Raw genomic sequence first — 16,159 nt, 5'->3', positions numbered from 1 at the left:
CATAAGACCTTTGATATAGAGGGATAATAACATTTTTTCTAATGAAAAAGGAAAATAAGCCCGACGAAAAAGCTGGGCTTATTTGAATTGTTATATTAAAAGTAGCGAGATACGTCTTTGTTCCTCATAGCTTTCTGTTTTTGTTCATTGCTGACATGAGTATATATTTGTGTCGTATTTAAATTTGTATGACCCATGAGCTGTTGTATGGTTACTAAGTCGGTCCCTTCCCGAACCATTCCAGTTCCGAAGGTATGACGTAATTTATGAGCAGATAGTTTCTTTTGTTCCAAATATTGATAACCAGGCTGCTTTTTTAAACACTCGAAAACATTCTCTGTAACTTCTTGAATTCTCCTTCTGGAAATCCGAGTACCCCTCTTGGACAGAAAAAACGCATTGGAGTGATCTGGTTTTGCTTTAGGTCGATATATTCGTTCGTAATCTAAGAGCTGGTGGTACAGTGGAATAGGAAGGGGGATGTATCGAACCTTATTCCCTTTCCCAGAAACTTCAATGCCAGGATCTTTTTCATTCCTGATAATATCTGAGATATTAAGGTTATGTACTTCGACTACACGTAAACCGACAAGTCCCATCAACATCAACATACATTTATTGCGAATATAATAATCGCTTGGAGGAATAACCGAAAAAAATAAAGCCAACTCCTCATCATTAAGATAGGTAGGAAGTCGGCCTTTTTCTTGTTTGGCCAAATCCACTTCTTGAGCAGGATTATAAGTAAGAACTTCTGATTTAATTAATGATTTAAAAAAAGTTCGAAGAGTCATTAATCGTCGATTTCGGCTAGATTTCGCAGCATTTCGATGTTGTTTCCTCAGAAAGGCAGCAATATCCTGTTTAGTGACATTTTCTAACTCTATCATTTCGGACTTCTTTTCAGTCAAATAGAACAAGAACAACCTAGTATCATAGAAATAGACACGGATTGTAGAGTTAGAGTAACCTAAATCCACCAAATATACACGGAAAATATCCAGCTCCTCTTCATAATAAGAAAGAACGTCATTTTTAAATTCTGAAAGATTTTCCTCAGTACGGTTCAGTTCATTCAACTCATTTTAAAGTACTATCGTAAAACCAAGAACATATATTCTATTGTACTATAAAGTATAGATATCCGATATAATAACAATTGAATTCGATTAGATGGGAATGATAGGTTTTTAAAACACGCAGAAGAAGGCGTTATTGCGGAATGTAATTTAGCTATTAAAGAGCTAGAAATAGATCCTAATGATGTAAAAAGAACAATTTACATGCAACAATCTAATCCAACAGGTGTATGTTCGATCCACAATCTAAAGTAAGCTGCTGGTACTTTCAAACGGTTTATAGACAAGTATCAGAACTTGGGAATTGTTGTGAAAGCACAGCTAAAAGACGGTGTGTATGTGTCAGGTAAGCAAGAATTCGAACTGAAAAATGGTAAGTTTATTGAGTAGATGGAGGGTGAAATGTTAAATAAGTTTGAAAAATTAAATGCGGATAAACAAATTCTTTTTTTATTGGGGTTAAGTGAGACAGTCGTTGGTAGATTATCAACCTCTCCAAATTTTGAGGCTGTAAAGAATACTTTGGAGATCTGCTGGGAATGGCTCCAAAACAAAACACATTCAGCTGACGAAATATATAATATGTTAGACGATGGAACAGAGGAGACTGGTCTATTTATGCTGATGCAAGATGAAACAGAAGAGTTAAAAGAATTAGCATTCGGTTGCATTGTAGATGCAGTTTCTTATACAAATTGGCTTGCATTTAAAAATGGAGGTCGAGAATATTTACCTGCTCCTATTGAAAATGTAGATGAGAGCCTGGTAGAACAATTTTTAGATGGTTTCTATCAAATAAAACAAGCTAATAGATTTATTGCGGAAAGACTAATGACAATCTTAGAACAAATAGATGAAAATCAAATACCAATATTAATCCGTAAGCGTGCTCAGTTTGATGTTTTTGGGGATAATGAACACTTTCACAACTGAAGATTATGTTTTTCCCCATTATCCCAATTTCCTATTTGATGACAAAAAAGGAATGAAGCAAGGGAGTGTGTTAATGAATAACTATACAGAACAAGCAGCAAATAGGCCCATAGAGCTGCATGAAATATATAATATGAACTCAAATCATAATGAATTTGAAATTGGATGGTATCTGTTATTGTGACTTTTTCTTCGTTCCTAAAAGCCAGAGTTGATTTCTCAATTCAAAAAAATAGAAATCAGAGGATGTGAATGGGATTAAATAAATGTAGTCAGGCAAAAGTAAACTATGACCCCTATACAATATAGAGGTCAAATAGCTTTAATGGCTTTTCTAAGCCTTTATTTTACTAGGGAGTTCGAAATGGATATTGTTAATAAGTCAAGTCAACATATTACTATTTAGTATTTGTAAACCCACCATCAATCCGTACCACTTCACCATTAATATATTGAGCTTTAGAAGTTAACAGGAAAGTTACTAGTTCCGCAACTTCTTCTGGTGTTCCTAAACGTTTTTGTGGAATTCCACCTGTTGCGTTCTCTTTCATTTCAGGATTTGCTGCATAAAACTCTCTTACCATAGGTGTTTCTGTTGGACCAGGTGCAATTGCATTTACCCTTAATCCATCTTTAGCATATTCTGCTACTAGGCTTTTGGTTAATCCAATAATACCATGTTTAGTAGCTGAGTAAGTAACAACCGAATCTTGACCAATAACCCCTGCGCTAGATGCCGTGTTAACGATAGATCCTCCACCACTTTTTAACATATTTTCTGCAACGTATCTTGCGCCATATAATGCACCCATTAAGTTAATACCAACAATTTGGTCAATTTCTTCTAGAGAAGTATCTAAATAAAATTTACCGCTTCCTGAGATTCCAGCATTATTGAAGAAATAATCAATTTTCTTAAACTTTTCTACTGCTTTTTCCACATAATTCTTAACTTGATCTTGTTTAGAAACATCAGCTCTTACAAAAATAGAATCAACACCTAATTTTTTAACTAATTCAACCGTTTCATTTCCACCTTTTTCGTTTACATCGACTACTACAATATTAACTTTTTCTTCTGCTAAACGAAGAGCTGTTGCTTGTCCTATACCACTTCCACCACCAGTAATAATTGCCACTTTATTCATAATGTTTCCCTCCATTTTGGGTCATTTTATTTCTAATTAAGAATTTTATTTTAAATAATACTTCATAGTTTTCAAATTAAAAATATAATGCTGATAATAATCAAGTATGTGACTTATTTGTCAAATTATACACTGAGTGGGATTAGTTTTATGAAGGCAACTTGGTCCTCTTGAGAGCTTCTTGAATTAGGACAATTTTTGTGTTAAAATTTGTAAAAAATAGGGAATTTTCGCAAGTAGTTTATATTTTATAATAGAAGTTCAGAGATTTGGAAAGAGTAATATGAAGGGTTCTACACTTTATTTAATAGGTTACCTTCTTCTACAACATTAGAATATGCTAGATTAATGTTTATGTTAGGCAGCAGTAAACTATTTAATAAAAGTGAAAAAACTCTTGTTAGATGAAATAATGAGTAACCTTTCCTCTGATGGTGAAAAGTAGGTTGTGGTACAAAGGGGGTTCTACAATGTTTGTACTGACGTCAGCTATATTCAAGCAAGGAAAGAAAGGGGTTTATGCATTTCCCTTTTTTGCGGAAGATTTTAGTAGACTAGATATACTTTGGTTGAAAAATGTATATTTAGATTTCTTAAGACGTTTCTTGGAGGATAGTCCATTTCGAGAAAAGGTAATAAATGAATTTCAAGACAATAATAAACTTTATAAAGAAAAAATCACTCGTTAACTGAGTGGTTTTTTCTTTATTTACCATTTTGGGTTACTTTAGAAAATGGGATAGATATAATTCCTAAAAGGAGTAGAATATTCCCTGTCCAACGAATCCATTGATAAGATGGATGTTCACTCAAAAGGCTTACTGAAATTATTATTAATAACAAACCCAATATAACCATTATTTTAAGTAAATTAGGTATCTTACGCATGGTTATCCCTCCTTGGTATTATAACTATATGTTTACATTATAGTACACTTATTCCATTAATATACAGTTATATTCCTAAAATACTAAAATAGAACTATTTTATTTTAGTTATGTTATTACTCTCACTATGTCGAAGTATTTCTCACATAAGGAGGGGTAGGATCTTTCCTAATATGACCTTAATGGCCATAAGATAATTTATTACTGTTTTATCAGCGTTGATCATTAATATTTTGTGTTTAAAATATTGACTCATAACCCGAACCATATTTACTGAAAGTATCAAAACATGGGGATAAAGTAATCATTCTTCTACTATCAATTTAATTTTAGAAAAATGTTAGAATATGTAGGAATGTGTTTCGCAATAATGAAAAAGATAAGATTGTGTAAAGTTATTAATACAGACTATGGCAAAGAATCTGTAGACCTATAATCATTTTAGAAGGAGCCTCTACGGACAAGTCTTAGAGTCTCAAAAAAAATTATAACAATTTATCTGGCGCTGGAGATAAGCTAAATGTCTGCTTCCTTATTTAAAAAGTGGTGGTAAATCACTATGTATTTTTGCTTGTAACTTCTGTATTGTGTTTTTAGCTACTCTTTGGACTTTAGTTTTGTATTAAACAAGAATACGCAATTAAAATTAAAAGAGAGTAGGTATAAAGGGTTATGGAAAAAATTAATTTGTTTTGTTTACTTTATGCAGGTAGTTCCGCCTCCGTATTTTTTAAATGGAAGAAATATTTGGATGAAGATATAATGCTTTATCCTATTGAACTTGCAGGTAGTGGGAAGAGAACCTTTATATAATTCTCTCAATGAGGCTATTGAAGATATATACAATCAGATTGAGCCTTCTTTACATAAGTAACCATTTTCCTTTTTTTGGACATAGCATGGGGAGCATTTTGGTATATGAATTGTGTTGCAAAATAAAGCAAATGCATGGAATTTCTCCAATTCACCTCTTTGTATCTGGTAGGAAAGCACCCCCCAAGGTATAGCCCTTTTGTTGTTTGTATATGTAGGGATCTTCCATTAATAAATAAACTTAGCTTTTGTATAAACCGTGGTAGGTGTATAACTCATCCTGGGGTATATTATATAGCGGGTGGATCTGGCAGGGTATGATCTAGTCATCCGCTCGTAGCAAGTATTGGAGGACGGAAGATAACTTTAATCTTAACATGGAACAGTTAGCTAGTCGGAAGGAAGCAGATGCTGGGAGGGAAGAGATCCATAAAACGTTTGTAGACCGAGAGAGGGCAGATGTCTTAGCTGCCTACTTTTAACCCCCTTGACTACAGTGGTGCTAAAATATTAATCGATTATTACTAACTGCAAATATATGATTTATATGAGAATATTGATGTGAATTTTAGGAACTACCATTTATGCACATAAAGTTAGTGGTTTTTCACATCCATTAATGTATTTAAGTTAATTGTCTAAAAAGAACAAGAATAGTAGCTTTGTAAATTACATTAATCCATTAGCATATAATTTCTATTAGCATCAACAACCTTTTTGTGTACAGTGAAAATACCCAATAAATTAGAATATATCAATTTTCTGCTTAGGTTAAAAGTTGAATAATTTCGTTAGTTTTGTTCATCCTAATTTTGAGTATTTTAAAGTGATCTATTTTCAAATTTAGTAACTGCTTTTCCATTCCTTTACTTTAAGCAAAACAAGAAAGAACCTTTGGTGTACACTGACACGTCAAAGGTTCTTCTTTGTAATATATAAAATTACAAATAAAAGATGAAAGAGAAGGGGTAACTAAAATATTTAATATTTTCATGTCTAGTTAATTTTTGATCCTAACTTTGCGCATCCCTCTAAATAATAAACTGAAAAAATTTTAGGGTTTTGTTTAAATAAGCATGGTACACAAGTTAATAGGAAAAAGAGTGAAATATATAATAAATTAATTGCAAGTAAGCGGTTTAAAGCATGTAACTACAACGAATAGTAAGATTTTCTCAATTAACAGCATATACCGTAATAATGGGTTAACTATCTATGATAAAAGTGCTAATATTTAAGTATGTAAAATTGTTCCTTTTAAGGGAATAGATTCATAGGGGGCTGTAAAATGAAAACTAAAACTAAAAGTGCCAAGCATAGGGATAGTTTATATGGATTGGATAGTTATAACTTTAGATATAATGGAAACTACGCCGCATTAATAAAATTGAAAAAACTAATTGATGATGATGTTTTTATTTTTGATATTACAATTAACGATAATGTAATTCTGGAGAATAATAATCTAAGGGAGCTCAATTGTACTGATACGGAAAAAATGACATTGATAGGCATGCATACAACAAAACCCTTTAATAATAAGGAAGAAGTTTTACGACTAGCAAGTAATTGTGCCAGAAAGATATTAGAGGAATACAGTGATATTTCTATAAAAAGGGGATAAGGAAACTAATAATTATATGATATATAATTATTTATTTACCAAAATAACTGCTTAACAATTCTGGAAATCAAAAAATACGGAATTTTACGCATTCAAATAACGTTATTAATTTCTTTAATTAAGCAATTATAGAATTAGTGTTTAAAAAAAACAAAAACCAAAATATAATCATCATTTTTGATCCGTTTTCTGGGGATGGTGTATATTTATTAATCGAGTCGAGTCTTATAATAGACATTAAGAGCTTATATATCCTACATAATGAAAGTAAGGATCTATTTTTTATAAAAAGGAAGCGGTTGTTTATGGTTAGTAGGGATTAATGAAAATGAATAAAAACATATCTAAGGAGAGAAGGAATTATTTCTGCCAAATGTTAAACCAAGGTATGCCGGATAAACCTGTTGGAGGGCTGTTGTATCGACTAAACTGAACTTAACAGGATATAATCCGCATGTATTTATAGAAACTTGGGGCCGCAAGGGACGCTATGGTTTGGTTCCTATGCAGGACAATCGACCCTATTGGTTCGCATGCTTCAATGCCAAAGTTAAGAATTCGCCATTAAGAAACTTTACTGTACAGAACTTGATTAATCTATTTGAAGGCTACCATACCCGATCCCTGATATACTGGCGCATACCTCTGTAATCAATTGCTCCTGCATGATATTTATGAACTGCAACCAATTAGCCAATTTGAACAAGAACGAACTGGACGCACCAGTGCAATTATCAGAATGTCAAATGGAATTGGAGTGATTGCACAGCTGAATGACCGCATCTCAGTAACTCTTCGAGATACATTATTCCCTCATGTTCCATCTAGGATATGGAAAAACAGTTGAAATACCTCTATGAGGTGAAACTTGAGGGGTTACTTTGAATATTTCCCACGGCAATAGGTAAGGAAAGTTTTACGTTTTTATGAAATGAATACACTAAGTAGCTGCCATTTGGTGGCTTATTTTATATCACGTTATTCTTATAATAAGACGTATAAAGCAGACGACAAACGAATAATACAATACAAAGAAATAGTTCTCAGAAGGGGCGTGTTCTACGTGAGAGTGTTGGTGACAGGTTCAACAGGTTATTTAGGTTCCGCATTGCTGTTTCGTCTAAAAGAAACTGAATACAAAGTGAAGATAACATCTAGAAAAAGACCTCACGATTGGCAACAGTCAGATTGGGTTTATAGTGATTTGGTATCAGGAGAGGGATTGGAAGATGCTGTAAAGGATGTGGATATCATCATTCATGCAGCAACAAGCCCAATGAAAAACGTCAAAAAGGTAGAAATAGAAGGCTTAGGAAATTTGTTGAGTAAGTCACAACATATACAGCACTTTATTTACCCTTCCATCGTGGGCATCGACGAAATACCTTGGAAGTACTATCAACTGAAGGTAGAAGCGGAAGAATTGTTAAGTAAAAGTACCGTTCCTTACACTATTGCACGTGCCACGCAATTTCATGGCTTTGTTGAAAATTTACTTTTATCCAAACCTTTCTTTAACAGATATGTCATTCCAGGAAGATGGAAAGTGCAGAGTTTAGACGTACATGAATTTGCAACGCATCTAATTGATTTGGTGAATAAAGGTCCCCAAGGAAGGGTGGAGGATTATGGTGGACCTGAGATAATGACAATTAGAGAGATGGCTGAATTAAAAATTAACACGAAGAAGGAAAAGAATAAAGTATTTGATGTTTCTTTGCCGGGTAGGTTATCGAAGGCCTTCATTGATGGAAAGAATACAAATATAAATTATCAGAAGGGGGAAGTTACCTTCGAACAGTTTCTGCGTGATAAGTAACACAAAGTGATAATACAAAAGTAAAGAGGAATTTTTTTACTGCTTATTTATTCCTTAGTTCTGATAATTTCATTTTGTTAACATTAATACTCCCAATTTATCTATTGGAAGTATTAATGTAAAAATAAGTATACTTTGTTTCAGTTGATTAGATATACATAATTCATTGGTTTCAATAATAGTATTTTGACGAATGGGATATTTAAGTAGGAAAAAGAAATTAAAATCACTATTTAGTCTTAATAAAAAGGGTCAACTAGGAGCGTTCTCCTGTTGACCCTTTGTTTACTTATTAAAAAGTAGATTGTTTTTTTGTAAGAAAGAATAAAAGAGACGGAAGACAAGTAATCAAATAATTATTCCTAATGCGTTCATCATAAGATCATCTATATCTGCTCCTCTTTAATTATATACTACAATTATTCCACCTACATATTGATAGTATTTCTATTGTTAAACTTACAGCAGAGTTTGGGTAGGCATGACGAAGGAATTAGAGGGCAATTGACCAGTTGAGACTTGGAAGGAAAATGAGGATGATAGCCTGTCATATTTATAATATAAGAAATACATAACATAAAATAAAACAGCAATGCTATACAAACGGCATTGCTGAATTACATTATTCTTAATTATTTATTGGAGTTTTACTGTTACCTTTTAAACCTAACATATGTAGTGCCTCTTGTACGGTAGAAAGAGTAGGTATTGAAACAAAATTTACATCTAGTTGTAAGGCAACCAATGCTAATTCTGGTCTTAGTCCTGTTACAATACAACGCACACCAAGCATTGATAGAATATTCGTTATTTTAAAAATTGTGCTTGCTACAATAGTATTTATATTATATATACCCGTAAAATCGATTATTAGATGTTTTACATTTTGTTTTTGGACTCGTATCGGAACATTGTCTAAAAGTTGACTTGCTTTTTCCTCATCTATTGAACCAACCAAAGGAAGTACAGCAATCCCATCTAAAAGAGGAACTAAGACTGTAGATAATTCATTTATTTGCTTCGACATTTCTTTTTGTTTTTTTTCCATTTCTTTTCTTTCCGTTATATCCCATACATATGTTTGAATAGCTTTTGTATTACCTAACCACACTGGATGACAATATAATTCCACATCTACAGTTGTTCCATCCATTCTATATATGGTTTCTTCGATAACTTTTGCTGGTTTCTCATATGCTGCATGTATTCTTTTTTCTATTGCAGACTTGGATGAATCTTTAAAGATATCTAAGGGACTTGCTCCAATAATATCTTTTTTTAATGCTCTAAAAAACACTTCCCCAGCATGGTTAATATCAATAATTTTATGTTGTGAATGAATAATTAATGGTTCTAAAGCAAACTCAATGACTTGTTTGTAATCTATATCCGAAATATTTTCACTCATAAAATCAACTCCCTAATAAAGGGTATACTAACTTTTAACTTTCATCAACTTTTTTCCTTATTGGCTATTGCTATATTGAGACTATTACAAAGGAACTGCTTTAATAAAACATTGTATTGTAGACATTTATAAAACAATGTTAAAAATCTTCGAATGTTGGAAAATTAAACAGCATTCCTGTAATAAATATATAATTAATTATGAAATAAAGTGGAAACTTGGTGAAAATAGATTGGAACAGACTAGGAAATACTCGAATAGTGACGTGAAACAAGCATAAAAGAATCTACAGACATTTTTAGTATTCTTTTATTCAGACTCAATATTAAAAAACACAATAATGGACATTAGCCTTTTCAAATAAGTTGAAGGTTAATAAAATGTATCAGACATGATTTCACTATCTTTTTGTTCTCCCAAGGAAAGGATGTACCGATAAGTACAGCGGTACATCCTTTTCTTTTAAACAAAATAACCATACATTAATTGTTAAAAGGAATAATATATAGTGTTTTACAGTAATAAAATCTTTTTGCTTTTAATCCAATACGACTTTTGTCAACCTTTAATGGTTGACATTTTTACATAAAAGCTTTGTTAATTGATCAAGTGTAATGATTTTATTTACTAATATATTGCTTTTATAAGTGCCCATATTAATATAATTTTTTTAAAAATGCAATTGGATAAGTTTTAAGGTCATACATTAAAAGGGAAGGAGTTACTCAAATCCTTACGAATTTAATTAGCTAACTCTTCCGTTTGGCCAAGATGCTATCGTACTTCTATAATACAAGAAATAGGAAGATGGCCTGTGAATGGTGTGTATAAGGGGAGATATGTAAGGGTGTGAGGATATTGCTAAAATTAATTCCGCACTAACGATTTACTTGGGTTAACGAACTCATGCTGTATCACCGTAGACATGAAAATAATAATACTAACAATATTACTGAAACCGCAACAGTATTAAGATATACTAATGAAGAAACATAGAAAAATTGGGAGATATTTATTTACCAATCTATAAATATGAAGAAGAGAATATAATATTAGACCATCTAGCACCTAGTTATAAATAACCTAATTTAAAACGAGAGATAAACGTATAGATCAATTTAAATGGTTTGTTTTAAAAAAAGGGAAAAGGCATTTAAAGATACAATAAAGGGACTTCGATCTAGATTACTCTGTACACCAGGTGTGCAAAATTAGCACACCTTTTACATACATTGCTTATCCTTATATGCCTAGTCTTTCATCTTCAAAGGGGAAGAGGTAATAAAAAATAAAAATATTATTCTTAAACAGGATGACATTGAGATCCGTGCAGAAACGATAATAGGGATTTAAAAAGATATGATAAAAGCTGCGTTTAATAGTATGTGGGAATGTATATGCTGTGCATTAGAGAACGGACAAAATGTGAAGTTGCACGGAAAAGGAGATTTTTATCTTTTAAAACGTTCTGGACGTATTGGTATAAATCCAGCAACTTCTGAGGAATATGATGATCCTGAACGCGAAGCATTGGCTTTTCGTACAAGCCCTGCTTAAGCAAAACGCCAGAGTAAGAGATATGAGCAGCAGAAAACAACGAGAATAATAAAAAAGAATACCGGCCAGTTAGATGGTGGGTATTCTTTCTTTATTTAAAGTGTATATGGCTTGCTTCTTACTGTTTTAGAAATTCCATCTAGCAATAATAGCATTAAGTTGTTCCTGAATTTCATCTCTGCTTGCTCCATTAAATGCAGCTTCCATAATCTATCCATATATCCGCTTAGGTCGTATGGATAGATTACAATGCCATGCTGTAGCACTTGGTATAAATTTGGTCCTGCTTCAATGTCAGCTTGTCCACCATGTAAATTTGTGGATAATTCCCATCCTTCTTTATTACGCGTGTAAGACGGTCATATCATCATGCCTATTCGTGTGTACCCCGAACTCAAAAGTTTCATTTGGCAGGTGGATTGTTTACTTCATCACCCTCTAAATAATTTAGTAAATATTCAACAACATGCTGGTCGTTATAAAATGCTCTGTCTGCTGGTGTTAATTCTTCTGCTCCATTTAGTTTCTCCTGCGTAAATACTGATGGTGGAGTTAATGATGTAGCTAGTTGAAAAGCAAGTTCGCTCATTTCGTTGAACGCTTCATTATAAGCTTCTCCATACCCTCCTGCGCTATTACCCTCTCTAACTAGGTTAAAGCTTTCTTGCAAACGTTGTTTAAGTCCTTCTTGTTCTGCAGTTAGATTAATTCTTTCTCCCAATATAATCACCTCGTAAAATATTTTATAAGTTTAGTATTCCCTTAGAATCCCTTATTATGCCTAAATCTAGTAAACTATCTTATTCCTATAAAAAGACAGCTTTTTATAACTGCTGAAAGTATTCAGAATATATGTAAATGAATTTTGCATCTATCACTGCGAATAGTATGAATGAAATAACATTATAGGATGTAACTTTTATAAAATATAAAATCACAAAGATAGTGATGTATGAAAACAAAAGCAATCGCTCCACCTTTTACATTACGACAATCGATGCTAAGAATATTCAAAAATAAAGTAATGAAAAGATTGATACACAATGTTAAAGAGAATGATCAGGAAGATAATATGTAACGTGGAAAAAACTCAAGTAATGGTTTATTTTAGTTTGTATAGAGAGGAGTTCAAATAGATGAAGTAACAAAAAGGTTAGAAATAAACAATCTGAAACCTAAAAAAAAGGAGCTTTAATTTCCAATCGTAATTTGCATTATAAAAGAACGAGTTGGGATTTAGGAACGGGCTACCAAGTTATTAGGTTTCTCCAAAGCTTTTGCTGGTTAGCTTATTTGCTGATTGTATTCTTTTATCTATTGCAGACTTGGATGTAATTTAAAGATATCGAAGGGACTTGCTCTAATAATACCCCCAGCATAGTTAATATAAATAATTTTATGTTGTGAATGAATAAATAAAGATTCTAAAGTAAACTCAATGACTTGTTTGCAAACTATATCCGAAATATTGCCACTAATAAAATCAATCCCTCTAATAGAGGGTATACTACATTTAACTTCCATCAGCTTATTTTCTTCTATTAGTATAAATCCTCTTTATTTTCACTTAATTCTACAAAAAAGGGCAACAGCCATATAAATATTCCACTTAACCATGATGCTGTCATAAAGCGAAAGGTTTCTGCTTTAAGATATTGTTTCCTATTGCAATAAGGGCAATCTTTCCCTTCAATTCGGTTCATTAACGCCCATATTTCTTTTGCTTTCCATTTTGATTTACAGTACGTACAGCGAGTCATAATTATCCTCCTTTTCTTTATATTACAACTAAGTTTTAAATACCGGAATGTTTCTAATCAATTATTGTTTAAAAAATCGCAGCATTCTGTAATAAATGAAAAAACAGCTTATGGCAGAAAACTTGGCAAGTTATTTAAACAAGACATACCTATTCAAACGATGTGTTTTTAGGGGAAATTATTTCCTAAACGTCAAAAATATAACTGCTAAGTGACACAAAAGATATTTGTTGTCATAATTTCTTTGCTTAACCAAAAAATGAAATTGAAGAAATAAAAATTAAGTGGTACTCTGAATAGGTGCAAAAAATTTACTTAAATTACTTAATTTTCTAAGGGGGATGCCAAATGTTTTTCATACCTTTATATATAGGTATTGCAGTCGGACTCATCATTGTCTTCGTAGCCTTTGTTATCAGAAAGAAGGGCAAACCTAATATCGCACTTATCCCTAGCTATCTTGGCATTATAGTTGGACTTGCACTGTTTCTATTTGGCTATATTTTTATCAGAGGATTTGAGGGAGCTGCATACATAATGATGGGTATTCCGATCCTGATTGCTGCAATTTTTTCTATGTTTGGTAAAAAAACAAACTACAATTCCCATCAACATTGATAGATATTTGCTACTTTAGTAACAGGGGGATCGCTGCGGCGATCTTTATGCTTTTTATCAATTAATTGCAGGATTTCTGAAATAAATATGAGACCCTGTCTTATAGCACAAACGGGGAAGCATTCCTGTAATAAATGAATACATATCTAATGGAAGAAACTTGGCAGTTTAGCTCAAGAAGAAATTCTAATTGATGTTGCATCTTATTAGAAAAAAAGTGCGACATTGGGTAATAGTTTTGATGAGTTTTTCGAACAGTTTAATTTGGTATTAATTTTCCATCCGAGAAGGTTTTCGTGTGTATAAGGAGAATATATTATTCCATGACGATTGATGTAGGAGGGGAAAGAAATGCACTATCTAGGTTCAAATAAAGTAGTTAGAGCTACAATCTATACTTGTTTTTTGTTTCTTATTGGGGGATTAATAAGCTTACATATAGCTGATTCAAAAAAAGTTGAATATGGAAAATTTCGTGATCAATTTGTTGGCAAGTTAGATAATTCTAAAGAGCTTTCTCAAAAAGTACTTATAGAGATTGAAACTTCTATTAACGGAGTTAATAAAGAGTTTCATACTTTTGAAAATGTCGCCATATACCCAAAAAGAAATGAAAACACTGACATTTCATACTATGACTTAGATTTAAAAGATGCTAAGTATTTGTTTCCTAGCAATTCAATAGATTCTAGAGATAATAAGGAATTGTTCACTGTTAGTGAAGGTTACGAGGTAGGAAACTATTTTATTGTTCATCGTTATATCCCTGATTGGTATTATGCTTATCCAATAACTTTATTCACTTTCAGTGGGATATTATTTATTATTTGGCTTATGTCACAAATCAGATATGCATATGACATCAGACAGTTAAAGTACAGACTAATATTATTAAGCAGATAATTTTTTTGTAGACAATAGTGATGCTATTTATAATAGTGTCATTTTTTTATTCCTCCAAGGAGTTTCTTTTACGTATGTACTTGTGGAACTATAATGGCAGTTTAGTGAAATAAGGAGGAATACTGTAAACTGAGATTAAGACAAATAAAAAAAGGTTTAAAAAAGGTTTTATTAGGGAGATGAAGCAATTGGAAAAGACAATCACTTTTTCATTCAGTAGTACAAAATTTGAAGGTACAGAGGCGTCAGAAACATTTGATTTTAGAGAATTAGGTATTGATGAGAATTTGGATGATGAAGCACTAAAAGTAGAAATAGATAGAACTTTTAAGGATTGGGTTTGGGATAAACTCAATATTTCTTATAGTATCGTTATAAACGAGGACAAGCGCAGATAGTACAGATTATATTCTGTAACAAAAGAAAAATTTCCTATTGCTGTTTTTTTCTTACGGAACTATAAGGGCAGCATTCCTGTAATAATTGAAGAGAAACCTACTTGTGTTACAAACATGGCAACATTCCTGTAATAACTCAAAATGCGATTTGAATGAAAAAAGACCTCTTGATAAGATAAATATGTCCAAAGCTGGCGCGCTAAAAGGACAATACATCTACTCGGAGGTCTCACTATGAATTATAACCAAAATCATAAAATAGCTCAAATCACACCTAAGACTTTAGTAATTGGAATTGATATTGCGAAACATCATCATGTAGCTAGAGCACAGGATTTTCGTGGAATGGAGCTAGGTTCTACTTGCTTTTTTGATAATACACAAGAAGGATTTAGGACATTTATTAAGTGGATTAATCAAATAAAAGAGACGAGCGGAATGGATTCTGTCATTACTGGCATGGAGCCTACAGGCCATTATTGGCTTAATTTAGCTCATATTTTAAAAGAGGAACAGATTAAGTTTGTGACGGTTAATCCTCTACATGTTAAGCACAGTAAGGAGTTAGACGATAACTCCCCAACAAAGAATGATGTAAAAGATGCAAAAGTCATTGCGCAACTAGTCAAAGATGGTAGATACGCCGAACCAACTATACCACAAGGGGTTTTCGCGGAACTGCGTGTGGCTAAGAAATTACGTGATCTATTAACTGTTGACTTACAGATTGTACAAGGACAGATGCACAATTGGATTGATAGATTTTTTCCAGAGTTCTTTACGGTATTCAAAAGTTGGGAAGGGAAGGCAGCTCTTCACTTATTAAAACTAGAAGCGCTGCCACACGAACTTAGCGAATATACAGATGAAGAATTACTAGATTATCTAAGGCAAGCAGTGAAAAGAAGTATAGGAATAAAGAAGATTTGTGCTTTGAAAGAAGCCGCCAATCGCTCGATTGGCATTCGTCAAGGTTCCATGATGGCTAGAATGGAATTAAGAACATTAATTCAAAAATATGAACTTATTCAAGCCAAGTTCGAAGAGCTTGACCAAACCCTGGATACACTACTTCAAGATATTCCAGGTGTTGATCAAATGTTAGACATGACAGGTATAGGCCGCGATACAGTGGCGGGTTTCTTCGCTGAAGTAGGCGATTTGAGTGAATACAATCATCCTCGCCAGATAACCAAACTTGCAGGGCTTAG

General features: G+C 32.6%; 17 protein-coding genes. 10 read left to right on the top strand and 7 right to left on the bottom strand.

The genetic code is table 11. The annotated features are described in order from the left end of the window. Positions 1-95: 95 nt before the first annotated feature. Positions 96-1,079, bottom strand: coding sequence for a tyrosine-type recombinase/integrase (locus ACLIJJ_RS26115; protein ID WP_411411932.1), 984 nt, complete (start codon positions 1,077-1,079; stop codon positions 96-98). A gap of 390 nt (positions 1,080-1,469) precedes the next feature. Between ACLIJJ_RS26115 and ACLIJJ_RS26110 the strand changes: the two genes are divergently transcribed. Then, positions 1,470-2,012 (top strand): Imm6 family immunity protein, encoded by a 543-nt coding sequence (locus tag ACLIJJ_RS26110; RefSeq protein WP_411411931.1) that lies wholly within the window; start codon positions 1,470-1,472, stop codon positions 2,010-2,012. A 398-nt stretch (positions 2,013-2,410) separates the two neighbouring features. Here ACLIJJ_RS26110 and ACLIJJ_RS26105 read toward each other — a convergent pair whose 3' ends face one another. Then, positions 2,411-3,160, bottom strand: coding sequence for an SDR family NAD(P)-dependent oxidoreductase (locus ACLIJJ_RS26105; RefSeq protein WP_411411930.1), 750 nt, complete (start codon positions 3,158-3,160; stop codon positions 2,411-2,413). A 470-nt stretch (positions 3,161-3,630) separates the two neighbouring features. Here ACLIJJ_RS26105 and ACLIJJ_RS26100 point away from each other — a divergent pair, with 470 nt between their 5' ends. After that, positions 3,631-3,849 carry a hypothetical protein gene (locus ACLIJJ_RS26100; protein ID WP_411411929.1) on the top strand — a complete coding sequence of 73 codons (219 nt, stop codon included), beginning with the start codon at positions 3,631-3,633 and terminating at the stop codon, positions 3,847-3,849. 16 nt (positions 3,850-3,865) lie between these two features. Here the strand turns inward: ACLIJJ_RS26100 and ACLIJJ_RS26095 are convergent, their stop codons facing one another. Continuing rightward, positions 3,866-4,048 carry a hypothetical protein gene (locus ACLIJJ_RS26095; protein WP_411411928.1) on the bottom strand — a complete coding sequence of 61 codons (183 nt, stop codon included), beginning with the start codon at positions 4,046-4,048 and terminating at the stop codon, positions 3,866-3,868. Between the two features lie 821 nt (positions 4,049-4,869). Between ACLIJJ_RS26095 and ACLIJJ_RS26090 the strand changes: the two genes are divergently transcribed. From ACLIJJ_RS26090 to ACLIJJ_RS26080, 3 genes are all read left to right on the top strand, one after another. After that, positions 4,870-5,055, top strand: a complete 186-nt coding sequence (locus ACLIJJ_RS26090) for a thioesterase domain-containing protein (protein WP_411411927.1) — start codon at positions 4,870-4,872, stop codon at positions 5,053-5,055. Between the two features lie 1,094 nt (positions 5,056-6,149). Then, on the top strand, positions 6,150-6,485 hold the full coding sequence (locus ACLIJJ_RS26085; RefSeq protein WP_411411926.1) for a hypothetical protein: 336 nt from the start codon (positions 6,150-6,152) through the stop codon (positions 6,483-6,485). A 1,063-nt stretch (positions 6,486-7,548) separates the two neighbouring features. Beyond that, positions 7,549-8,304, top strand: a complete 756-nt coding sequence (locus tag ACLIJJ_RS26080) for an SDR family oxidoreductase (protein WP_411411925.1) — start codon at positions 7,549-7,551, stop codon at positions 8,302-8,304. A 628-nt stretch (positions 8,305-8,932) separates the two neighbouring features. Here the strand turns inward: ACLIJJ_RS26080 and ACLIJJ_RS26075 are convergent. Beyond that, entirely contained in the window at positions 8,933-9,712 is a 780-nt protein-coding gene (locus ACLIJJ_RS26075; protein WP_411411924.1) for an STAS domain-containing protein, read from the bottom strand. A 1,359-nt stretch (positions 9,713-11,071) separates the two neighbouring features. Between ACLIJJ_RS26075 and ACLIJJ_RS26070 the strand changes: the two genes are divergently transcribed. Next, positions 11,072-11,269, top strand: coding sequence for an HU family DNA-binding protein (locus tag ACLIJJ_RS26070; RefSeq protein WP_411411923.1), 198 nt, complete (start codon positions 11,072-11,074; stop codon positions 11,267-11,269). Between the two features lie 95 nt (positions 11,270-11,364). Here the strand turns inward: ACLIJJ_RS26070 and ACLIJJ_RS26065 are convergent, their stop codons facing one another. The 3 genes from ACLIJJ_RS26065 to ACLIJJ_RS26055 all read right to left on the bottom strand — a co-directional run bounded on the left by ACLIJJ_RS26065 (position 11,365) and on the right by ACLIJJ_RS26055 (position 13,029). Continuing rightward, positions 11,365-11,535: a hypothetical protein gene (locus ACLIJJ_RS26065; protein WP_411411922.1), complete on the bottom strand. Its 171-nt coding sequence runs from the start codon at positions 11,533-11,535 to the stop codon at positions 11,365-11,367. Between the two features lie 137 nt (positions 11,536-11,672). Continuing rightward, positions 11,673-11,990 carry a hypothetical protein gene (locus tag ACLIJJ_RS26060; protein ID WP_411411921.1) on the bottom strand — a complete coding sequence of 106 codons (318 nt, stop codon included), beginning with the start codon at positions 11,988-11,990 and terminating at the stop codon, positions 11,673-11,675. A gap of 820 nt (positions 11,991-12,810) precedes the next feature. Further along, the gene (locus ACLIJJ_RS26055) at positions 12,811-13,029 is read right to left on the bottom strand and encodes a hypothetical protein (protein ID WP_411411920.1); all 219 of its coding nucleotides are present in this window, start codon (positions 13,027-13,029) and stop codon (positions 12,811-12,813) included. 348 nt (positions 13,030-13,377) lie between these two features. Between ACLIJJ_RS26055 and ACLIJJ_RS26050 the strand changes: the two genes are divergently transcribed. From ACLIJJ_RS26050 to ACLIJJ_RS26035, 4 genes are all read left to right on the top strand, one after another. Continuing rightward, the gene (locus ACLIJJ_RS26050) at positions 13,378-13,647 is read left to right on the top strand and encodes a YesK family protein (protein WP_411229871.1); all 270 of its coding nucleotides are present in this window, start codon (positions 13,378-13,380) and stop codon (positions 13,645-13,647) included. A 351-nt stretch (positions 13,648-13,998) separates the two neighbouring features. Further along, complete coding sequence (locus tag ACLIJJ_RS26045) at positions 13,999-14,550, top strand: hypothetical protein (RefSeq protein ID WP_411411919.1); 552 nt, start codon at positions 13,999-14,001, stop codon at positions 14,548-14,550. Positions 14,551-14,729: 179 nt separating this feature from the next. Continuing rightward, a complete protein-coding gene (locus tag ACLIJJ_RS26040; protein ID WP_411411918.1) occupies positions 14,730-14,948 on the top strand; it encodes a hypothetical protein in 219 nt (72 codons plus the stop codon). Positions 14,949-15,182: 234 nt separating this feature from the next. After that, positions 15,183-16,159, top strand: a 977-nt coding sequence (locus ACLIJJ_RS26035; RefSeq protein ID WP_411411917.1) for an IS110 family RNA-guided transposase, incomplete at its 3' end; no start/stop codon positions are given.

Source organism: Niallia laureatilytica, assembly GCF_046613985.1.
Taxonomy (GTDB): domain Bacteria; phylum Bacillota; class Bacilli; order Bacillales; family Cytobacillaceae; genus Niallia.
The sequence above is the reverse complement of the archived record's forward strand: the minus strand, read 5'-3'. Positions and strand labels throughout refer to the sequence as shown.

What these genes read in the sequence shown, in the direction of transcription:
- ACLIJJ_RS26040 (WP_411411918.1), top strand. Translation starts at nt 14,730, where the DNA reads ATGAAGCAATTGGAAAAGACAATCACTTTTTCATTCAGTAGTACAAAA.
- ACLIJJ_RS26105 (WP_411411930.1), bottom strand. Translation starts at nt 3,160, where the DNA reads ATGAATAAAGTGGCAATTATTACTGGTGGTGGAAGTGGTATAGGACAA.
- ACLIJJ_RS26055 (WP_411411920.1), bottom strand. Translation starts at nt 13,029, where the DNA reads ATGACTCGCTGTACGTACTGTAAATCAAAATGGAAAGCAAAAGAAATA.
- ACLIJJ_RS26100 (WP_411411929.1), top strand. Translation starts at nt 3,631, where the DNA reads ATGTTTGTACTGACGTCAGCTATATTCAAGCAAGGAAAGAAAGGGGTT.
- ACLIJJ_RS26050 (WP_411229871.1), top strand. Translation starts at nt 13,378, where the DNA reads ATGTTTTTCATACCTTTATATATAGGTATTGCAGTCGGACTCATCATT.
- ACLIJJ_RS26110 (WP_411411931.1), top strand. Translation starts at nt 1,470, where the DNA reads ATGGAGGGTGAAATGTTAAATAAGTTTGAAAAATTAAATGCGGATAAA.
- ACLIJJ_RS26070 (WP_411411923.1), top strand. Translation starts at nt 11,072, where the DNA reads ATGATAAAAGCTGCGTTTAATAGTATGTGGGAATGTATATGCTGTGCA.
- ACLIJJ_RS26090 (WP_411411927.1), top strand. Translation starts at nt 4,870, where the DNA reads ATGAGGCTATTGAAGATATATACAATCAGATTGAGCCTTCTTTACATA.
- ACLIJJ_RS26085 (WP_411411926.1), top strand. Translation starts at nt 6,150, where the DNA reads ATGAAAACTAAAACTAAAAGTGCCAAGCATAGGGATAGTTTATATGGA.
- ACLIJJ_RS26045 (WP_411411919.1), top strand. Translation starts at nt 13,999, where the DNA reads ATGCACTATCTAGGTTCAAATAAAGTAGTTAGAGCTACAATCTATACT.
- ACLIJJ_RS26095 (WP_411411928.1), bottom strand. Translation starts at nt 4,048, where the DNA reads ATGCGTAAGATACCTAATTTACTTAAAATAATGGTTATATTGGGTTTG.
- ACLIJJ_RS26075 (WP_411411924.1), bottom strand. Translation starts at nt 9,712, where the DNA reads ATGAGTGAAAATATTTCGGATATAGATTACAAACAAGTCATTGAGTTT.